This is a genomic window from Micromonospora sp. WMMD736, from assembly GCF_049179015.1.
Taxonomy (GTDB): Bacteria; Actinomycetota; Actinomycetes; order Mycobacteriales; family Micromonosporaceae; genus Micromonospora.
Genome location: NZ_JBMHMI010000001.1, coordinates 1,641,887 through 1,659,352, shown reverse-complemented (window position 1 = coordinate 1,659,352; position 17,466 = coordinate 1,641,887). Strand labels below are relative to the sequence as shown.

Sequence of the window (17,466 nt, the reverse complement as noted above, 5' to 3'; positions counted from 1 at the left end):
CATGCCGACCATCGCCGCCGCGCGACCCGGCCCGTACTCCTTCGACATCCCGACCACCGCGCTGCTCGTCATCGACATGCAGCGGGACTTCCTGGAGCCCGGCGGATTCGGTGAGAGCCTCGGCAACGACGTGAGCCAGCTCCGCCGGACGATCGCGCCGCTCGCCGCCCTGCTCGCCGACGCCCGCGCCGTCGGCCTGGCCGTCGTGCACACCCGCGAGGGACACCTGCCCGACCTGTCCGACTGCCCGCCCGCCAAGCTGAACCGGGGCGCCCCGAGCAAGCGGATCGGCGATCCCGGACCCACCGGCCGGATCCTGGTCCGGGGCGAGTACGGCCACGACATCATCGACGAACTCGCGCCACTGCCCGGCGAACCGGTCGTCGACAAGCCCGGCAAGGGCGCGTTCCACGCCACCCACCTGGACGTCCTGCTCGCCGAGCGGGGCATCCGCAGCCTCCTGGTCGCCGGGGTCACCACCGAGGTGTGCGTGCACACCACCGTCCGCGAGGCCAACGACCGGGGGTACGAGTGCCTCGTGCTCGCCGACTGCGTCGGGTCCTACTTTCCCGAGTTCCACCGGGTCGGGCTCGACATGATCGCCGCCCAGGGCGGGATCTTCGGGTGGGTCGCCGACTCGACGCAGGTCCGCGCCGTGCTGCCCACCACGTCCGCTCTGCAACCCTCCTCCTGACCGGGAGCAGCCATGGCCTTTTCGAAGCCCACCGTCGTCCCGCTCCCGTTCTGGGTGCGCGGCGACACCAACGCGTTCTTCGGTTTCGGCGTCAACGTCCTGGTCAACGTGCTCACCCTGACCGGGCTCTGCATCGGGGTGGTGAAGCTGCCCGAGGGGGAGGTGTTCGGCACCATCCTGCCGGCGCTCGGCATCGCCCTGGTCGCCGGCAACATCTACTACACGTACCTGGCCCGCCGCCTGGCCCGGCGGGAGAACCGCGCCGACGTGACGGCCCTGCCGTACGGGCCGAGCGTGCCGCACATGTTCATCGTCATCTTCGTCATCATGCTCCCGATCTACCTGCGTACCCAGGACCCGGTGCGGGCCTGGGAGGCCGGGCTGGCCTGGGCCTTCATCATCGGCGTGATCGTGCTGATCGGCGCGTTCGTCGGGCCGTACATCCGCCGGTACGCGCCCCGGGCGGCGCTGCTCGGCACGCTCGCGGGTATCTCGATCACCTTCATCTCGATGAACCCGGCCGGCCAGATGTGGCGGATGGCCTGGATCGCCCTGCCGGTCTTCGCGTTGCTGCTGATCGGCCTGCTCACCGACGTGAAGTTGCCGTTCAACTTTCCGATCGGGCTCGCGGCCCTGCTGGTGGGAACCGCGATCGGCTGGCTCGGCGGAGCCATGTCGGTGCCGGACGTGACGGCAGCCGCCCGGGACATCGCGGTCGCCGTACCCTCGTTCAAGCTGGACCTGTTGTTCACCGGGCTGTCCGACATGGCGCCGCTGCTGGCGACGGCCATCCCCCTCGGCGTCTACAACTTCACCGAGGGCATGACGAACGTGGAGAGCGCGGCGACGGCCGGCGACAACTACAACCTGCGCAGCGTGCTGCTGGCCGACGGCGCGGGCGCGGTGATCGGCGCGGCGCTCGGCTCGCCCTTCCCGCCCGCCGTCTACGTCGGCCACCCGGGCTGGAAGGCCGCGGGTGGTCGCAGCGGCTACTCGATGGCGACCGGCGTGGTGATCGCCGTGCTCTGCTTCCTCGGCATGTTCGGGCTGCTCGCGGCGATCTTCCCGACCGCGGCCATCGTGCCGATCCTGCTCTACATCGGCCTGCTGATCGGGGCGCAGGCGTTCCAGGCGACCCCGCGGGCGCACGCCGCGGCCGTGGTCGCCGCACTGGTGCCGAACATCGCGGCCTGGGCGACCGGGCAGATCGACAACGCGCTGGCGGCCGCCGGCACCAGCGCGGCCGCGGTCGGCGACGACGCGCTCAACGGCGCCGGGGTCGTGTACGACGGGCTGCTGGTGCTGGGCCAGGGCGCCATCCTCGCCGGCCTGGTGCTCGGCGCGGTGGTGGTCTTCGTCATCGACAAGCGGTTCGTCCGCGCCGCGATCTTCGCCGGCTCCGGCGCGGTGCTGTCCTTCGTCGGGCTGATCCACGGCGAGCGGATCGAGTGGAACGCCAACGGTCAGGTGGCACTCGGTTACCTCTTCGTCGCCGTGCTCTGCGGGGTGTTCGCGCTCGGTCGGCCCACACCGCGCGAGCCCGACCCGGGGGAGACCGAACTGGACGAGGCGTCCGTGCCCGCCGGCGATCGGGCGGCCGACGAGCAGCAGGCCGCGGCGGCGCGCGGCTGAGCCGCCGGACGGACCCGACCGGATGGAGAGGACGGACGGATGGACATCGACCGCGCTGACGTGGTCGCCGAGGTGGCGACGGCCTTCGCCGGATACGAGCGGGCGCTCGTCGACGGTGACCCCGAGGCGATCTGCGGGTACTTCTGGGACTCCGACCGGACGGTGCGGTTCGGGCTCGCCGACCACCAGTACGGGCTGGACGAGCAGCGTAAGTGGCGGGCCGCGCAGCCACCGCTGCCGGCCGGCCGCCGGCTGGTCGAGACGAGGATCAGCGCGTTCGGCGCGGACCTGGCGGTCGTGACGACCCGATTCGGGTACGCCGACCGCGCCGCCACCGGGCGACAGACCCAGACCTGGGTACGGCTGCCCGTCGGCTGGCGGATCGTCACCGCCCACGTCTCGGAGCCCGCGCCGGACGTCGACCTGACCGGCTGACGAAGCGCCCCGTCCAGTGTGGACGGGGCGCTTCGTGCGTCAGCCGAACGGCGTACCGGGCGTCGGACGGTCGTGGTCCGTACGCGACGGCGGCGTGGCCACCTCGATCCGGGGCGACCGGTCCGGCGGCAGGTGGGCGGGGTCGGCGATGACGACCACGTCCACCTCGCCGTCGACCATCTTCTGCTCGACGGTCTCCCACGGTGCGCGGATGATCCCGTTCAGCCGGTAGTCATGTCGGCGCAGGTGGCTCAGACACGTCGCGATGGCGTGTTCCGACGGCTCGATGTCGGCGGGTACCCAGATGATGGCTAGCTCCATGATCTCTCCTGATCAACGTCGTGGACGTGGCTGGGTGATCAGGAGCTGCCGGGGTGGCGGGGGACCCCGCTGGACGGGTCGACCGGTGGCCCGACTGTCGAGGGGACCGACGGCCTGCCCTCGGCGCAGCGGCCCGACGGACGGCGGCGCGTCGGTCGCGGACGCCGTCAGGTCGGCGCCCCCGGCACCGGTGCTGGTGGGCGCGGACACGAAGGCCAGTGCGAGGGCCGGTTGCGCGGGAAGGGGACGCGGCGCAGGAACCGGTGGTGGTGACGGCTCGGCCGTCATCCCCGCCCGCCTGCGCACCGGAACGCGACGGTCGGCGGCGTCGGCGCGGGATGCCCGCACCGTCATCGGTGCCGACGACGGCGGGGTGGGGCGCGCGGTCGGGGAGGGGACCGGCGTCCCCGCGTCGGGTGGCGAGGACGATCGGCGGGTGCGGGGTACCCGGCTGGGCGGGGGAGCCGTCGACTCTCCCGTCGACGCCGCTGGCGTGGTGACCCTCGGCAGCGGCAACGAGGTGACGGTCGGTAGCGGGAGCGCCGTCGGCAGCGGAAGAGTCGTCGGCAGGGGCAGGGGGAGCGCCGTCGGCAGGGGCAGGTCGATGTGCGGCGGAGTGTCGAGCAGGCCCCGCGCCAGCGATCCGACGATTCCTCCAGCGGTGGTGGTCTCCACCGCTTTGGTGGTCGTCGGGGTCGGGATCGGCGTCGGCTCGGCGGCGGCGGGCTCGGCCCCCAGGGCGGCCGCGAGTGCGGCCGCGCCGAGCGCCACCGCTCCGAGGGCCACCGGCGGTGGGCAGTGCTCCGGCGGCGTCACGCGGGTGCCGCCGACGGTGGGATCGGATCGGCCCCGGCACGTCGACACCCTCGCCCGAGCGGTCGCTCGTCGGCCCGCGGCGTCCCACCCATGCGCGGATTGTTGCCCCTCGGGGACCCGGGCTACACCTGTCGTCGGCGGGTCGACGTCGCGCTCGTCGAAGGGTGGGCGGGCTGGCCCTGTGAGCGATAACAAGGATCGCTCTCCTCGCTACCGCCGCACGATCCGGCGGCCGTGCCCCGGCAGCAGCATCGCCGCACATCGATGTCGGTCAGGGGGTGTATGTCCGGCTCGTTACGTCTTGACGAACAGCATGTTATCGCTCACTCTCGATGCAGAGGTCGGCGGCACCGGTGGCTCACCGGGCGAGTCCCGTGGTCGCGCCTCGACGTACGGCGTCCCGTCCGGGCAACGGACGCCGTCTCAGGACTCGTGCGGTTCCCGGCGAACGCCGGCCGATTCCGCGTGTGCCGGTGCGAGGTGGCCCAGGATGACCGTCCCGGATTCCTTGGCCCAGCCGGCGCGCGCCACCGGGAACAGGTCGTCCTGAGCGAAGTGGCACATCACCACCGCCGATGCACCCACTCCAGAAGGATCGACATGAGACCAAGGAAGACTCTGCTGGCGACGGCGACCCTCGCGGTCGCGCTGACCGCGGGCATGACGGTCGCGCTGGCCCCCATGGCCAGCGCCGGAACGACGTTGAAGGCGTCGGCGGCCGAGAAGGGCCGCTACTTCGGCGCCGCCGTCGCGACGGGCAAGCTCTCCGACAGCCAGTACGTCAGCATCCTCAACGGGGAGTTCAACAGCGTCACCCCCGAGAACGAGATGAAGTGGGACGCCACCGAGCCCCAGCAGGGTCGGTTCAACTACAACGGGGGTGACCGTCTCGTCAGCCACGCCCAGGCCAACGGCATGAGCGTGCGCGGGCACGCGCTGCTGTGGCACGCCCAGCAGCCGAGTTGGGCGCAGGGCATGTCCGGCACCGCGCTGCGCAACGCCGCGATCAACCACGTCACCCAGGTCGCCACCCACTTCCGCGGCAAGATCTACGCCTGGGACGTGGTGAACGAGGCGTTCGCCGACGGCGGCAGCGGCGGCCGGCGCGACTCGAACCTGCAGCGCACCGGCAACGACTGGATCGAAGCGGCGTTCCGCGCCGCCCGCGCCGCGGACCCGGGCGCCAAGCTCTGCTACAACGACTACAACACCGACGGCATCAACGCGAAGTCCACCGGCATCTACAACATGGTGCGCGACTTCAAGTCCCGCGGCGTACCCATCGACTGCGTCGGCTTCCAGTCCCACCTCGGCACCACGCTGGCGAGCGACTACCAGGCCAACCTGCAGCGCTTCGCCGACCTCGGCGTCGACGTCCAGATCACCGAACTGGACGTGATGACCGGGTCCAACCAGGCCAACATCTACGCCTCCGTGACCCGCGCCTGTCTCGCCGTCGCGCGCTGCACCGGCATCACCACCTGGGGCGTGCGGGACAGCGACTCCTGGCGTGGCGGCGACAACGCCCTGCTGTTCGACCGGTCGGGCAACAAGAAGGCGGCGTACACCTCCGTCCTCAACGCCCTCAACGCGGGCAGTGGCACCCCGACCACGCCGCCGCCGGGCTCGCCGGTGGACACCACCGCCTGGTACGTCCTGATCAACCGCAACAGCGGCAAGGCCCTGGACGTGTACGAGCGGGCGACCAACGACGGTGCCCGGATCGACCAGTGGGCCCGCAACGACGGCGCGTGGCAGCAGTGGCAGTTCGTCGACTCGGGCAGCGGCTACTACCGGCTGAAGTCCCGTAACTCCGGCAAGGTGCTGGACGTCTACAACCGCTCGACCGCCGACTCGGCCGCGATCGTGCAGTGGACCGACGGCAACGGCACCAACCAGCAGTTCCGGCTGGCGGATTCCGGGGGCTACGTGCGCCTCATCAACCGCAACAGCGGCAAGGCCGTCGAGGTGCAGGGCGCGTCCACGGCCGACGGCGGCAACGTCGTGCAGTACGCGGACTGGGGCGGCAACAACCAGCAGTGGCAGTTGATCAGGATCGGCTGATCATCCGTCGATGGCAGGCGGCGCGGTGGCGCGGACGCTCGTCGTCCGTGCCACCATGCCCGCTGCCCAGAACGTCTCATCGGTAGGTGGCCGTTGCGTCGTGCCCGAGAACACGCCACGCTTCGGACAGCAGATGGACAAGCCCGGCACTATTGGAGAGCATCAATTTCATGATTATCCGGTCCGCCACCCCTCCACCAACCTCGGAAGACGTGACCCCCGACGAGATCCCCGAGGATCGGCCGCCGGCCGACTGGGGCCGATGGAACTGGGCACGCTCCGAATGGACCGTGGCGGTGGCGGCGAGCCTGCTGCTGGCGGTGGTGCTGACCTGGCCGACCCTGCGCCACCCGGCGACCACGATCCCCGGCGACCTGGGTGATCCGCTGTTGCAGGCGTGGCAGGTCGCCTGGTCGGGGCACGCGCTGCTGAGCAGCCCGGGCGACTTGTGGAACTCGAACACGTTCTACCCCGAGACGTACACGTACGCCTACAGCGACACCCTGCTCGGTTACGCCCCGATGGGCATGCTCGGTTCCGGTTTCACGGCCGCCGTGATCCACTACAACCTGCTGTACGTGCTGCTGCACGCGCTGGCGTCGTTCGGGGCGTACGCCCTGGCGCGGCAGCTCGGCGCGAACCGGTGGGGCGGCGCGGTCGCCGGCATCGCGTGGGCGTACGCGCCCTGGCGGCTGGCCCACTCGGGGCACCTGAACATTCTCTCCAGCGGGGCGATCGCGCTGTCACTGGCCATGTTGGCCCGGGGTCACGGCTGGTCGCTGCGCCACGGGTACCGACCCGAGCTGCGCAAGCCGGGCTGGGCGGTGGCCGGGTGGCTCGTCGCCGCCTGGCAGGTCAGCCTCGGATTCGGCATCGGCCTGCCACTCGTCTACTTCCTGCTCGCGACGGTCCTGGTGGCGGCCGGCTGCTACGGCTGGTCCTGGTGGCGCAAGCGGGAACGGCCGCCGTTCGGCCGGCGGCTGCTGCTCGCGGACCTCGTCGGCGGTGGGGTGTTCGGCCTGGTGACGCTGTTGCTGGGCATGGTCTACCTGCGCGTCGTCGACCTCAACCCGCAGGCCGAGCGGACGCTGGACTGGACGAAGATGTTCTCGCCTCCGCTGATCGGGTTCGTCACCGCGCCGGCCGACTCGTGGTTGTGGGGTGAGCGGCACGCCGCCGCGCGCGAACAGCTCTCCTGGCCGCCGGAGATGGCGCTGCTGCCGGGGATGATGCTGATCGGGCTGGCCGCGGCGGGTCTGTTCCTCTCGGCGTACCCGCTGCGGCACCGGGTCGCGCTGGGGCTCGGCGTGGTCGGCACGGTGCTGTTGGGGCTGGGCGCCACCCTCGGCGGGGACGGCGACCCGGGCTACCTGACCCTGTCCACGCTCCTGCCGGGCTGGGACGCGTTGCGCACGCCCGGCCGGATGATGCATTGGACGAGCCTGCTGCTGGCGGTGCTGGCGGCCGGCGCGGTGACCGCTCTGGCCGAGTCGCTGCGGCAGTCCACGCCCCGCCAGTGGGCGCGGACCCTCACGCCGCTGGTCCTGCTGATCCCCTTGACGGTGGTCACCCTGGAAGGCGTCAACTCCACGCCCCACCCGACCGTGCCGCCGCCCCCGGCCGCGATGCGGACGGTGCCGGACCCGATCCTCGTGCTGCCGGCCGGGGGCGTGGGCGACCTGACGTACATGCTGTGGACGACCGACGGGTTCCCCCGCGTGACGAACGGTCTGGCCGGCTTCGAGCCGAACAGCCAGGCGCAGACCCGGACGGCGGTGGCGTCGTTCCCCGATCCGGTCAGCGTCGCGCACCTGCGCGGGATCGGCGTGCGCTCGGTGGTCGTCGTGCCCAGCCGTGCCGTGGGAACGCCGTGGGAGAGCATCGCGACCCGACCCATCGACGGGTTGGGCATCACCCGGGAGGATCTCGATGGCACGCTGGTCTACCACCTCTGACCCGGTGGGCGGCGGATGCCCGGGTACGGGCGGGGTGAGGTGACGACCATGCGACTGTCCGTCGTGGTGCCCTGCTTCAACGAGGAGGCGTCGGTCGAGCGGCTGCACGAGACCGTGTGCGCCGCCCTGGCCGAGCTGCCCGACGTCGAGGTGGAGGTGGTGTACGTCGACGACGGTAGCGAGGACGGCACTCTCGACGCGCTGCGCCGGCTCGCCGCCGCCGATCCGACCGTCTGCTACACGTCGCTGAGCCGCAACTTCGGCAAGGAGGCGGCGATGCTCGCCGGGTTGCAGCGTGCCACCGGTGACGCGGTCGTCATCATGGACGCCGACCTGCAGCATCCGCCCCGGCTGCTGCCCGAGATGGTGACGCTGTACCAGCAGGGCTTCGACCAGGTGATCGCCCGGCGGGACCGGCGCGGCGACCGGTTCGTCCGCATGGTGGCCTCGCGGTCCTTCTACCGGGTGATCAACTGGTGGATCGACGTGCGCCTCCAGGACGGCGCGGGCGACTTCCGCCTGCTGTCCCGGCTCGCGGTGGACGCGATACTGGCGATGCCCGAGTACAACCGGTTCTCCAAGGGTCTGTTCTCCTGGATCGGCTTCCGTACCGCGGTGGTGGCCCACCCCAACGAGACCCGGCAGGCCGGACGGAGCCGGTGGACGCTCAGCAAGCTCTTCAACTACGCCTTCGACGGTCTGTTGTCGTTCAACAACCGGCCCCTGCGTCTGGCCATCTACGGCGGCCTGTTCCTCACCCTCATCGCGCTGGCCTACATGGCGTGGGTGGTCGCCGACGCCGTCGAGAAGGGCATCGACGTCCCCGGGTACACGACGATCATCGTCAGCGTGATCGGGCTCGGCGGCATCCAGATGACCATCCTCGGCGTGATCGGCGAGTACATCGGTCGGATCTACTACGAGACCAAACGTCGACCGCACTACCTGGTGCAGGAGACCGAGCACGTCGTCGCGGAGACGGGTGAGCGGCCGCGCATCCCGGTACGGCCCGCGCCACGCCCTGCGATGCGGGGCCAGCGGACGACGTTGGCCCGGGAGAGTCCCCTCTCCCGGCCGGCGCCCGGTCCGCGTGAGGTTCGCGACCGCGACCGGAGCTGAGCGGGCCTGCGGCCGGTCACCGGCCGCAGGCCCGGCACGCTGTGCGGGTGCGCAGGTGGTAGTCGCTGGAGGCGACGAGGAGGCCGAGCCCCAGCAGGCAGTACGCCGACATGGCCACCCAGAGGAACGCGTCGGAGAACTCGCTGGGTGACCCCGACGCCACCTGCACCATCCCCATGCCGAAGTACGCGACGATGGCCACCCCGAGCCCGAAACCCGGCACCAGCAACAGCCGGCGGGGGATCGTCCGGCCGGCGAGCAGCGGCACCCAGCGCGGCCACACCTCACCCCAGGGCCGCACCAGGGCCAGCGGCAGCAGCACGCCGGCCAGCACCAGACCGACCTCCAACCCGATGATGGAGGCGTTCTGCGCGAGGTCGTCGAAACCGACCACGGCCTGTGCCGCGAAACGGGTCACGAGCCCGGCCACCGCCACGTACGCGGCCCAGCGCGCCCACAGCGCGGGCGTCGAGCGCCGGTGACCGGCGTGGACCGTGCGGCAGCAGTCGGGACAGTCGCCCCGGGTGCGGCGCTGATAACCGAAGGTGGCCAGGCCGAGGAGCGCCGCTCCGGTGGCGCAGCCGAGCCGGCTGGCGAACGCCAGCGGGTCGAACGACGGGCCGGGCGCGAGCAGGAGCAGGCTCACCAGTTCCGGGAGCAGGATCGCCGCCGCCGCGACCAGCGCGCCGGCAACGATCCAGGCCAGTCCCGCGAGCGCCGGTCGCCAGGTCGTCGTACGGTCCAGGGCGACGGCCACCGCCCCCGCGCCCAGGCACAGCGCCACCGACCGCCAGCCCGTGAAGCCGAGCAGGTCGGATCCGAACGGTGGAAACCGCGGCGCCGGGCCGACCGTCCACACCAGGCGCAGGGCGCCGTAGGCCATGGCCCAGCCGAGCAGGGCGTACGTCAGGCCGTGGCCGCTGCCGATCGTGCGGGGTGCCGTCGTCGTCATACCCGCGATCCTCGCGGCGTTCCCGCCGCCGGGCTTCCCTCCGGCCGGGGACGGCGCTCCCCGACCGGAGGGAATCCGGCTCACGCGGGCTGCCTCGCGGCGGTCAGAGCGTGAACACGAGCGTCGAGATGCTCCGCGCCCCGACGTTGATGGTGGCCTGGCCTCCGTTCACGCTTGTCGGCTGGCTCGCCGCGTTGGCGTTCTGCGAGGTCAGGGTGTACTCCGCCTTGCTGACGGTCTGCGGGGCCTGGATCACGGCGTTGTTGACCGCGCTGTTCGACCGGTTGAGGATGACCAGCGTGATCTTGCCGTCGCCCTGGTAGGCCGTCACCTCCAGCGGGGACGCCTTGGAACTCTTGGTCAGGGCCACCCGCTGGTAACCCGGTCGGACGTACTTGGCGTACTGCGAGAACGCGTACCCGCGCTTGAGCGGGGCGCCGGCCGTGGTGCCGTAGGCCGCCTCGCCGTCACCGATGAAGGAGTAGTAGCGCTTGCCGTACCACCAGATGTAGGCGCTCCAGTTGGCCTCCATGGACCGGTGCACCGTCCGCATGATGTCGTCGAGCGTCTCGTTCCAGACGGCCAGGTTGCTGGGGTTGCCCCAGATGTTCGAGCCGCCGCCGTCGGCCGCGTGCAGGTTCCACTCGGTCATCCACACCGGCTTGTTGTACTGGGCGGCCAGGTTGTACGGCGCCAGTCGTCCCGCGGACTCGGTGCCGTACAGGTGGCCGCCGATGTAACCGATGTTGTTCCGGGCGGTCGCGTCGTTCAGGGTCGGGTCGGTGTAGCCGTAGTTCAGGTTGACCGCCTCGGCGACCATCAGCTTGCTGTTCTGCACCTTCGAACCCTGGTCGCGGACGAAGGTGCGCAGTTCGGTGCCGCTCCAGTCCATCGAGTCGTAGTCGGGGTGCCAGTCGGGCTCGTTCTGCACGGACGTGACGTCGATGGTCACGCCCTGACCCCGCATGTACTGGACGTAGCTGTTCAGATGGTTCGCGTAGTCGTCGTAGTAGTCGGTCTTCAGCTTGCCGCCGTTGGTCCTGCTGTTGTTGGTCTTCCACGCGGCGGGCGCGGTCCACGGCGAGGCGAGGATCTTCACGTTCGACCCGTACGCCTTCGCCGTCTTCAACGAGTTGACGTGGGTCGCCCATTCGCTGGACTCCGGCGAGAGGCCGGTACGCACGATGGACAGGCCGAGCTGGTTGGCACCCAGGCCGACAAGCGTCTGGGTGTCGGTGGTCGACCAGGCGCTACCCCAGATCGACTGGGCGGCCCCGAATCCGTCAACGGTCTGGTACCTGGTGTTGCTGTTCACCGTGATGTCCGCCGGGCCGGTGGGCGGCGGTGTGGTCGGGGGCGGCGTGGTGGGCGGCGGTGTGGTCGGGGCCGGCGTGGTCGGGGCCGGTGTCGTCGGCGTCGTACCGCCGGTGCACGTCACGCCGTTGAGCGCGAAGCTGGTCGGATCGGGGTTGCTGCCCGTCCACGAGCCGTTGAAGCCGAACGACACCGTGCCGTTGGTGGCGATGCCGCCGTTGTAGCTGACGTTCTTGGCGGTGACCGCGGCGCCGCTCTGGGTCAGTGTCGTGTTCCAGGCCTGCGTGACCGTCTGCCCGGCGCTGTAGGACCAGTTCAGCGTCCAACTGCTGACCGCGTCGCCGAGATTGGTGATGGTGACGTTCGCGCCGAAGCCGCCCTGCCACTGCGATGACACGGCGTAGTTGACGGCACAGCCGGCGGCTGCGGCACCGGCGGGCGCGGCCAGTGCGACCGCCGTCGACGCCAGCAGGACGGCGCCCGCCGACACCAGGGCGGCGTTGGTGACCCTTCGTTTTCTCATCAGACTTCTCCCGAGGTGGTGGTGGCGGCCGACGCGTTCGGCGGGTCGGCCGGGTGCGCGTCGGGCGGTACGTCGGGCGTCCCCGGGAGCGCTCCCAAGCACGCGGTGGTGGGTTGTCGGATCTGCTGTCCAGCTCAGCCCGACCGGTCACCCTGCGGGCCGGCCGCCGACCCGCGAGCGCGACGACCGCGCGGGGCGGGGGCACCGGGGGAACGCCGGTGCGGCGGCCGGGGGTCGACGCCGCGGCGGCCCTCGCGTCGGCGGTGCTGCGGGAGCGCGACGAGCGGCGATGCGACGAGCGGGTCCGGCGGGGCTGCGGCACCCTCCTTTGTCGACCGGCTCGTGGGGCGGGCGGCCGCTCTGCTCATTCGCGGCTCGCGGGTGAGTGCCGCACAGCGAACGCGCGAAACAGTTTCTCGTTGCCAGGAATTTATTTCGTTCAATGCCACCTGTCAATGCCCGGCCCGCCCGGCCGCCCAGGCCTCCCCGCCACCACCCCCGCCTCGGTGATCATGAAGTTGTCGCCCTCGGCGACGGCGTGTCGTGGCCACAACTTCATGATCACCGAGGCGGGGGTGGTGGGCGGGGTGGGACTGCAAAAAACCTGCAAACGGTAGCTATTGATTGAGGGAAAACGCTTTCCTACGATTGCGTTACGTCGATGTTTCCTTCTGTGGGCGGTTGGTGCGCCTCGGGGGTGCTGGCGGTTGCGTGCCGCTTGGCCGGCGGCTCTGTCGCAGTGGTTGAGGCGAGGGCATTGCCGACGGTCGATGTGTAATTGATTGCTGTCTATTTTCGTGTTCGGCGACGGCAATCATGTCGGGCCGCCCTGACCGTCGTCCGACATCGACGCGTCATTCGATTCTTCGAAGGTGAGGCAAGATGAGACGAACAGTCGTACGCCGGCTTCCGGTGGCGCTCGTGACGGTGGCCGTCGGCGTCGCGGCCGGCGTGGCCCTCCAGGACAGCCGGCCGGCGGCGGCGGTGGGCGCCGCCACCGGCTACGCCACCCAGAACGGCGGCACCACCGGCGGCGCGGGAGGGCAGACGGTACGCGCCAGCACGGGCACCGCGATCCACGCGGCCCTGTGCGGGCGGGCCAGTAGCAGCACTCCGCTCACCATCGAGGTGACGGGGACGATCAACCACGGCAACACCAGCAAGGTGTCCGGGTCGAGCTGCAACACGGCGGACGGCGTGATCGAGCTGAAGCAGATCAGCAACGTCACCATCATCGGGGTCGGCAGTGGGGCGATCTTCGACCAGGTGGGCATCCACATCCGCGACTCCCGGAACATCATCGTCCAGAACGTGACGGTGCGGAACGTCAAGAAGTCGGGTTCGCCGACCTCCAACGGCGGGGACGCCATCGGGATGGAGAGCACCGTCCGCAACGTCTGGGTGGACCACGTGACCCTGGAGGCGTCCGGCGGAGAGTCGGAGGGGTTCGACGGCCTCTTCGACATGAAGGACGACACCCAGTACGTCACCCTGTCCTACAGCATCCTGCGTAACTCCGGGCGGGGTGGCCTCATCGGGTCCAGCGAGAGCGACCTGTCGAACGGCTTCGTCACCTTCCACCACAACCTCTACCAGAACATCGACTCCCGTACGCCGCTGCTGCGTGGCGGTGTCGCCCACATCTACAACAACAGCTACGTGGGCCTGCACGAGTCCGGTATCAACTCCCGGGCCGGGGCCCGGGCCAAGGTGGAGAACAACCACTTCCGCGACTCGAAGGACGTGTTGGGCACCTTCTATACCGACCAGCGCGGCTACTGGCAGGTCAGCGGCAACATCTTCGACAGCGTCACCTGGTCCACCCCGGGCAGCGAGAACTACCCCGCCGGCCCCAACCCGACGTCCACCACCACCGTCAGCATCCCGTACGCGTACCGGCTCGACGGCGCGAGCTGTGTCCCGACCGTGGTGGGCCAGACGGCCGGCGCCAACACGGGCCTGCGGGTGTCCGACGGAAGCTGCGCGCCCACGACCACCCCGCCGCCGACCACCCCGCCGCCGACCACTGCGCCGCCGACCACCCCGCCGCCCAGTGGGTCGAACCTCAGCCTCGGCGCCGGCGCGGACGGTTCCAGCAAGGCCAGCGGGACCAGCTACGGCAACGTGCGCGACGGCGACATCGCCACCTACTGGTCGCCGGCCGGCTCGACCGGCACCATCTCGATCAAGTGGGGGTCCGCCACCCGGGTGTCCCGCGTGATCATCCGGGAGCCCTCCGGGACCCAGGGATCCATCGGAGCCTGGCAGCTCGTCAACCATGACACCGGCGCGGTCCTGGCGGCGGGCACGGGCGCGGGTGCGATCATGTTCGCCGCGACGACACTGAGCAAGATCAGCTTCAGGATCACCAGCTCCGGCGGTACGCCCCGGGTCGGCGAGTTCGAGACGTACGCCAGCTGACCGTCGGATGGTGGGGGCGTCGTCACCTCTGCCGGGGCGGATGCGGTGAGGAGCGGTACTCCGCAGAGGCATGAAGATGACTCTGGGGAATACCGCCTCTCACTGCGGGTGCCTCGACCCGCGATCACGTCCGATCACTGCCACGTCGCTGTTAGCATGCGGCAGTGTCCGCAGGTCAACGGGGTTTCCAGGCAGGCGACGGCGATCCCGCGGTGACCGACGCGGGTCGCTTGGCGGCGTTCAGCGACGGCGTGTTCGCCATCGTCATCACCCTGCTGGTGCTGGATCTGCGGGTGCCGGACTTCCACGAGGGCGGGCTGGCCGACGGGCTTCTCGACGAGGGGCCGGCGTACCTGGCCTTCGTCGTGTCGTTCATCTATGTCGGGGTCCTCTGGCTGAATCATCACGCCGTGCTCCAGTTGGTGCGGGGCACCACCCCCGCATTCAGCTCCATCAACCTCGGCATTCTCTTCGGCGTGGTGATCATTCCGTTCCCCACCGCCGTCCTGAGTTCGGCGCTGGCCGACGGCAACGTCGACGACCTACGCGTGGCCGTCGTCCTGTACGCGTTCGCCGCGTCCCTGATGTCAGCGCCCTGGTGGGTTCTCTTCGCCTACGTGCGACGCCACCCGGCGCTGCGCGCAGACGCCGTCAGCCAGGACCAGGTCCGGGTGCAGGAGGTCCGGCCGGTCGTCGGCCTGGTTCTCTATGGCCTGACCGGTGTGCTCGGCTGGCTGGTGAACCCGTACCTCGGTCTGGTCGGCGTCGTCATAATGATCATCTTCCATGGCGCCACCAGCCAGGGTCTCCGCTCCGGGCGGTGGCGGCCCGGGGGCGGTGCCCGTCGGAGCTGAACCCGCCCCACCTCGGTTCGCGCAGGTCGCGTCGCTGCGGCTATGTTTGCGCGCTCGGGGGGAGCGTCAGGGGGGCGAGGAATGACCATCATCGGCGATCGGATGGCGGCGGCGTACGACGACGCCATCGAGGATCTCTGCGGTGCGACACCGAAGGGCTACTACGCGCGACGGGGCACCGCCCGTGCGGCGGTCACCCACGCGGGAGCGGCGACGCTGAACGTGGCGTACGACCTGTCGGCGGAGCCGGATCTCGACGCGTTGCACGAGCTGGCGACCGAGGTGTCCGGGCAGGTCGAGGCCTGGTCGATCATGGTGCGGGGCGACGCCGACGGTCCGGTGGCCGATCTCGCCGCCCGCCACGGGCTCTCCGCGCGCAGCGAACTGCCCCTGCTGGCCGCCACGGCCGACGAGCTGGTCCTGCGGGCGGACGAGGCGCAGCTCGACCGGGTGCGGCGGGTCGGCGCGGCGGACAGCGATCGGTACACGGATGCCCTGACCAGGGGCTTCGAGGCGCCGGACGGGCTGTTCGGCCCGCTGATGGGCGGCGCGGTGCTGGACGCCGAGCGGATCGACGGATACCTGTACGAGGAGGCGGGCCAGGTTCTCGGCACCGGTCTCGGGATGCACACCCGAGGTGTGGTCGGTGTCTTCAACATCGCTGTCGTCCCGGCCGCCCGGGGCCGCGGCCTGGGCCGGGCGATCACCGAGCAGGTGGTGCGCGACGGCGTCGCGGCCGGCGCGGACGCGGCGTACCTGCAGTCCAGCGCACTCGGTCGGCCGCTGTACGAGTCGATGGGCTTCCGTTTCCAGGAGAACTGGATCGCCTTCCATGCCTGAGCGGCGGCCGCCGGGGCCGGAACGCCGCGACCAGCCGGGACAAACGAGGGGAACCCACCGTGAGCTTCAGTGACGACGTCCGCTCGGCCTTTCGTCGGGGCGAGACCGACGCGGTGGTACGGATGAGCACGGCCGAGATCGAGCGCGCGCGGGCCGTCGGCGACGCGGCGGGTGAGGTGGAGGCCCGCTACAGCCTGGCCCGGGTGGCGATCCGTGGCGGCGACCTGGCGCTCGGGGAGACGCGGGCGCGCGAGGCCCTCGACGTCGCGGTGCGCTCCGGTGACCGTGCGCTCGAGGAGCGGCCGAGGCACGTGCTGGCGGCGGTGGCGCGGATGGCCGGCGACCTGGACCGGGCGCGGGACCTGTACCGCGAGAGCATCGCGCTGAACGAGTCGCTGGGCCGACCGGAGACGGTGAACTCCGAGACGCACAACCTGGCCTTCTGCGAGCTGGGCCTCGGCAATCTCGCCGAGGCGCGCAGGCTGTTCGCGCTCAGTCGTACCCGGGTGTTCCAGCATGGCTGGGACGACTTCGTGCCGTACGTCTGCGTGGCGGGCGCGGCGCTCGCGTCCGCCGAGGGTGACCATTCGCGGGCGGCGCTCATGGTCGGCCTGGCGGACGCGGCGTTCGCGGCGATCGGCCAGGTGCCGGACCCGGACGACGCGGCCGACCTCGCCGCCGTGCGCGACGCCGCGACCGCGGCGCTCGGTCCGGACGCCTACGCCGCCGCGCAGGAGCGGGGTCGGCACCTCGATCCGCGTACCGCGTTCGACGACGACGACCGCTGAGACGTCCGGGCGGTCAGGCCGAGCGCGCGGCGGCGACGGCCCGGCCGCGTTCCGACTCGGGAAAGCGCCGCAGCATGGCGCGCACCTCGTCGGCGCTGACGTTGGCGCCGAACAACTCGCTGCCCGGTTCGAGGCGTACGCCCTCGGCGAGCGGGCCGGCGACCACCGGGTCGAAGCCGAGGGCGTCCACCAGCGCGGCCACCGGAGTGAGGTCGGCCTCGTCGTCGCCGGCGATCGCGATGGCCTTGCGGCCGGCCGTGCCCGCCGGTCGCGCGCCGTCCTCGAGATCGTGGTAGCCCATGTGGTTGAACGCCTTGACGACCCGCGACCCGGCCAGGAACGCCTGGACGATCTCACTGGACGAGGTACGCGGATCGGTCAGGTCGTCGCGGATGCCGTCGACCTCCCACCAGTAGTTCATCGCGTCGACGACCAGCTTGCCGCGCAGCGCCTCGACGGGGAGCGCACGGTACTTGCCCAGTGGGAGGGCGAGGATGACGATGTCGGCGTCCGCCACGGCGTCGACGGCGGTGGTCGCCACCGCCCCGGGCGTGAGCACCTCCACGGTCAGGGCGATCTTCGCGGGGTCGCCGGAGCCGGCGACGAACACCCGGTAGCCGGCGGCGAGCGCGAGCCGGGCCAGGACGGTGCCCACCTTGCCGGCGCCGAGGATGGCGAGGGTCCGTGGTCGGTCGGAACCGCTGTCGTTCATGTCTTCCTCTCGAAAGGGGTGGGCGG

15 protein-coding genes are annotated in these 17,466 nt (G+C 71.0%); 10 read left to right on the top strand and 5 right to left on the bottom strand.

The genetic code is table 11. The features are described 5' to 3' along the window. Position 1: 1 nt before the first annotated feature. Genes ACN269_RS07235 through ACN269_RS07225 form a run of 3 tightly spaced genes read left to right on the top strand, consistent with a single transcriptional unit; the run spans position 2 to position 2,761 of the window. Positions 2–694 (top strand): cysteine hydrolase family protein, encoded by a 693-nt coding sequence (locus ACN269_RS07235; protein WP_421471681.1) that lies wholly within the window; start codon positions 2–4, stop codon positions 692–694. Positions 695–706: 12 nt separating this feature from the next. Next, positions 707–2,326 carry a regulator gene (locus ACN269_RS07230; RefSeq protein WP_421471680.1) on the top strand — a complete coding sequence of 540 codons (1,620 nt, stop codon included), beginning with the start codon at positions 707–709 and terminating at the stop codon, positions 2,324–2,326. A gap of 39 nt (positions 2,327–2,365) precedes the next feature. Further along, a complete protein-coding gene (locus ACN269_RS07225; protein ID WP_421471679.1) occupies positions 2,366–2,761 on the top strand; it encodes an AtzH-like domain-containing protein in 396 nt (131 codons plus the stop codon). A 39-nt stretch (positions 2,762–2,800) separates the two neighbouring features. Here ACN269_RS07225 and ACN269_RS07220 read toward each other — a convergent pair whose 3' ends face one another. After that, entirely contained in the window at positions 2,801–3,082 is a 282-nt protein-coding gene (locus ACN269_RS07220; protein WP_421471678.1) for a hypothetical protein, read from the bottom strand. Positions 3,083–3,094: 12 nt separating this feature from the next. Next, positions 3,095–3,898, bottom strand: coding sequence for a hypothetical protein (locus tag ACN269_RS07215; RefSeq protein ID WP_421471677.1), 804 nt, complete (start codon positions 3,896–3,898; stop codon positions 3,095–3,097). 600 nt (positions 3,899–4,498) lie between these two features. On the opposite strand from ACN269_RS07215, the gene ACN269_RS07210 reads away from it, so the two are divergent. The 3 genes from ACN269_RS07210 (at position 4,499) to ACN269_RS07200 (ending at position 9,036) form a co-directional block, all read left to right on the top strand. After that, entirely contained in the window at positions 4,499–5,962 is a 1,464-nt protein-coding gene (locus ACN269_RS07210) for an endo-1,4-beta-xylanase (protein WP_421471676.1), read from the top strand. 170 nt (positions 5,963–6,132) lie between these two features. Beyond that, a complete protein-coding gene (locus tag ACN269_RS07205; protein ID WP_421471675.1) occupies positions 6,133–7,917 on the top strand; it encodes a hypothetical protein in 1,785 nt (594 codons plus the stop codon). A gap of 39 nt (positions 7,918–7,956) precedes the next feature. Further along, on the top strand, positions 7,957–9,036 hold the full coding sequence (locus ACN269_RS07200; protein ID WP_421476214.1) for a glycosyltransferase family 2 protein: 1,080 nt from the start codon (positions 7,957–7,959) through the stop codon (positions 9,034–9,036). A gap of 16 nt (positions 9,037–9,052) precedes the next feature. Here ACN269_RS07200 and ACN269_RS07195 read toward each other — a convergent pair whose 3' ends face one another. After that, a complete protein-coding gene (locus ACN269_RS07195) occupies positions 9,053–9,988 on the bottom strand; it encodes a hypothetical protein (RefSeq protein WP_421471674.1) in 936 nt (311 codons plus the stop codon). A 103-nt stretch (positions 9,989–10,091) separates the two neighbouring features. Next, the gene (locus tag ACN269_RS07190) at positions 10,092–11,825 is read right to left on the bottom strand and encodes a cellulose binding domain-containing protein (RefSeq protein ID WP_421471673.1); all 1,734 of its coding nucleotides are present in this window, start codon (positions 11,823–11,825) and stop codon (positions 10,092–10,094) included. An 882-nt stretch (positions 11,826–12,707) separates the two neighbouring features. Between ACN269_RS07190 and ACN269_RS07185 the strand changes: the two genes are divergently transcribed. The 4 genes from ACN269_RS07185 to ACN269_RS07170 all read left to right on the top strand — a co-directional run bounded on the left by ACN269_RS07185 (position 12,708) and on the right by ACN269_RS07170 (position 16,728). Continuing rightward, a complete protein-coding gene (locus ACN269_RS07185; protein ID WP_421471672.1) occupies positions 12,708–14,246 on the top strand; it encodes a pectate lyase family protein in 1,539 nt (512 codons plus the stop codon). A gap of 164 nt (positions 14,247–14,410) precedes the next feature. Further along, positions 14,411–15,100 (top strand): TMEM175 family protein, encoded by a 690-nt coding sequence (locus ACN269_RS07180; RefSeq protein WP_421471671.1) that lies wholly within the window; start codon positions 14,411–14,413, stop codon positions 15,098–15,100. 81 nt (positions 15,101–15,181) lie between these two features. Beyond that, positions 15,182–15,940, top strand: coding sequence for a GNAT family N-acetyltransferase (locus tag ACN269_RS07175; RefSeq protein WP_421471670.1), 759 nt, complete (start codon positions 15,182–15,184; stop codon positions 15,938–15,940). A 59-nt stretch (positions 15,941–15,999) separates the two neighbouring features. Beyond that, entirely contained in the window at positions 16,000–16,728 is a 729-nt protein-coding gene (locus tag ACN269_RS07170; protein ID WP_421471669.1) for a tetratricopeptide repeat protein, read from the top strand. Between the two features lie 13 nt (positions 16,729–16,741). Here ACN269_RS07170 and ACN269_RS07165 read toward each other — a convergent pair whose 3' ends face one another. Beyond that, positions 16,742–17,440 (bottom strand): NADPH-dependent F420 reductase, encoded by a 699-nt coding sequence (locus tag ACN269_RS07165; RefSeq protein WP_421471668.1) that lies wholly within the window; start codon positions 17,438–17,440, stop codon positions 16,742–16,744. Between the last annotated feature and the right edge of the window lie 26 nt (positions 17,441–17,466).